The organism is Paraburkholderia sp. BR14312, assembly GCF_040948675.1.
Lineage (GTDB): Bacteria > Pseudomonadota > Gammaproteobacteria > Burkholderiales > Burkholderiaceae > Paraburkholderia > Paraburkholderia nodosa_A.
The window spans coordinates 1-2,072 of sequence record NZ_JBFPKI010000051.1 but is presented as its reverse complement, the minus strand read 5'-3'; the positions used below and the strand labels follow the sequence as shown (position 1 = coordinate 2,072).

The window sequence follows — 2,072 nt, the reverse complement described above, 5'->3', positions numbered from 1 at the left end:
GCCTCCGGTGAGCGGCGCACCTGCGCCTCGAACAGCTCGTGGATGCACTGCTCCGACGGATACGCCGCTGCCGTGCGGTTCAGATCCTCCAGCAGATAGTTGCGCTCCTCAGCCGGCAGGATATCGATGCGGCCGACCGGCTGGCCTGCATCGGTAGCCATCGCCCGCAGCAGCGCCAGCAGATAACCACGCTGCCGCTCGATCGTCGCCTGATCAAAAAGTGCCGTGGCATAGCTCAGTGTTCCAGCGATCTTCTCGCCATGCTCGCTAAGGCTCAGCTCCAGATCGAACTTGACCTGATCGAGCCAGTCGGCAGCCTCCACACTCAGCCCGGGAAGGTCGAACGACGGACCGGCGTGGTTCTCCCAAGCCAACATCACCTGGAACAATGGCGTGTGGTCAAGCGCCCGGTGCGGCTGCACGATCTCCACCACCTGCTCGAACGGTAGGTCCTGATGCTCCTGCGCAGCCAGCGTCGTGCGCCGCGTCCGCTCCAGAAGCTCCGACACGCTTGGCTCGCCCGATAGGTCCAGCCGAAGCGCCAAGGTGTTGACGAAGAACCCGATCAACTCTTCAATCTCGCGGCGACCCCGATTGGCACTCGGCACCCCGATCACAAGGTCGTCCTGCCCCGACAGCCGCGACAGCACCGCAGCCCATGCAGCCAGCACCGTCATGAACAACGTCGTGCCATGCTGCCGGCTCAGCCGCTTCAAGTCCCGCGTCAGATCCGCATCGATGACAACAGGAACACTGGCCCCGGCAAATGACTGCTGGGCCGGCCGCGCACGGTCCGTCGGCAAGACAAGACGGGCCGTGCCTGAAAGGGCGTTGCGCCAATATTTCGCCTGCTTCTGCAGCCGTTCCCCCGACAGCCATTGGCGTTGCCAGGCGGCATAATCCGGATACTGGATCGCCAGCGGCGGCAAAGGATCGTCCTGCCCAGCCTCGAACGCCCGGTAAAGCTGGCTGAGTTCACGCACCAGCACGCCCATCGACCAGCCGTCCGAGATGATGTGATGCTGGGTCAGCAGGAAGACGTGTTCCTCATCCGAAATCCGCACCAAACGCCCGCGGATCAGCGGCCCGCGCGCAAGATCAAACGGCGTGCGCTCCTCTTCATGGCACAGATCCAAAAGTGCCGCCGCCGCATCCGGCCTCTGCCGTAGATCGTGCTCAAACACCGGCAGTCCCGCATCCGGCGGCAGGATCTCAACCCGGGGCTTGGCCTGCGGCGCGACAAAGACACTGCGCAGTGCCTCATGACGCGCAAACAAACAGTCAAGGCTGCGCCGCCAGGCGCTGCGGTCGAGCACCCCGCGCAACCGCAAGGCTAGCGGAACGTGATAGTGCGTGCTGCCTTCATCCAGCTGCGCCAAAAACCACAGCCGCTGCTGCGCAAACGACAGCACAAGCGGCTCATGACGCGATACGGCCACAATCGCCGGCAGGTGTTGGGGACCGCAGCGACTCAACACCTCGACGGTGCTTGCCGCCAGATCGCCCAGCACCGGCCTGGCAAACAGCGTCGACAACGGCAGTTCGACCCCAACAGCCTGCGACAGCCGGCTCGACACCTGCACCGCCAGGAGCGAGTGGCCACCGAGCTCGAAGAAGTTGTCGTTCCGTCCGACCCGCTCGACCCCTAGAAGCTCCGCCCAGATCCGCGCCAACGCCGTTTCGACTGCGCCCTGCGGCGCCTCATAGGCCGCCCGCGCATAGGCATCGTCAGCCGGCGCCGGCAGTGCCTTGCGGTCGAGCTTGCCGTTCACCGTCAGCGGCAGCCCCGATAGCCGCACGAACGCCGACGGCACCATGTAGTTCGGCAGCCGCGCACTTAGATGTGCGCGCAGCGTCGCCGCAATGCGCGCTTCCTCCGCCTCCTCTGCGACCACCACATAGGCCACCAGTTGCGGCTCGCCGGCCCGCTCCTCGCGCGCCACCACCACCGCCTCGCGTACCCACGCGTGCCCGCACAGGTGCGCGGCCACCTCGCCCGGCTCGATGCGAAAGCCCCGGATCTTGATCTGGTCGTCATTGCGCCCCAGGAACTCCAGATTGCCGTCCGGCAG

1 protein-coding gene is annotated in these 2,072 nt (G+C 65.6%); it reads right to left on the bottom strand.

The annotated features are described in order from the left end of the window. On the bottom strand, positions 1-2,072 hold a 2,072-nt coding region (locus AB3X98_RS41925; RefSeq protein WP_368610452.1), incomplete at both ends, for a condensation domain-containing protein.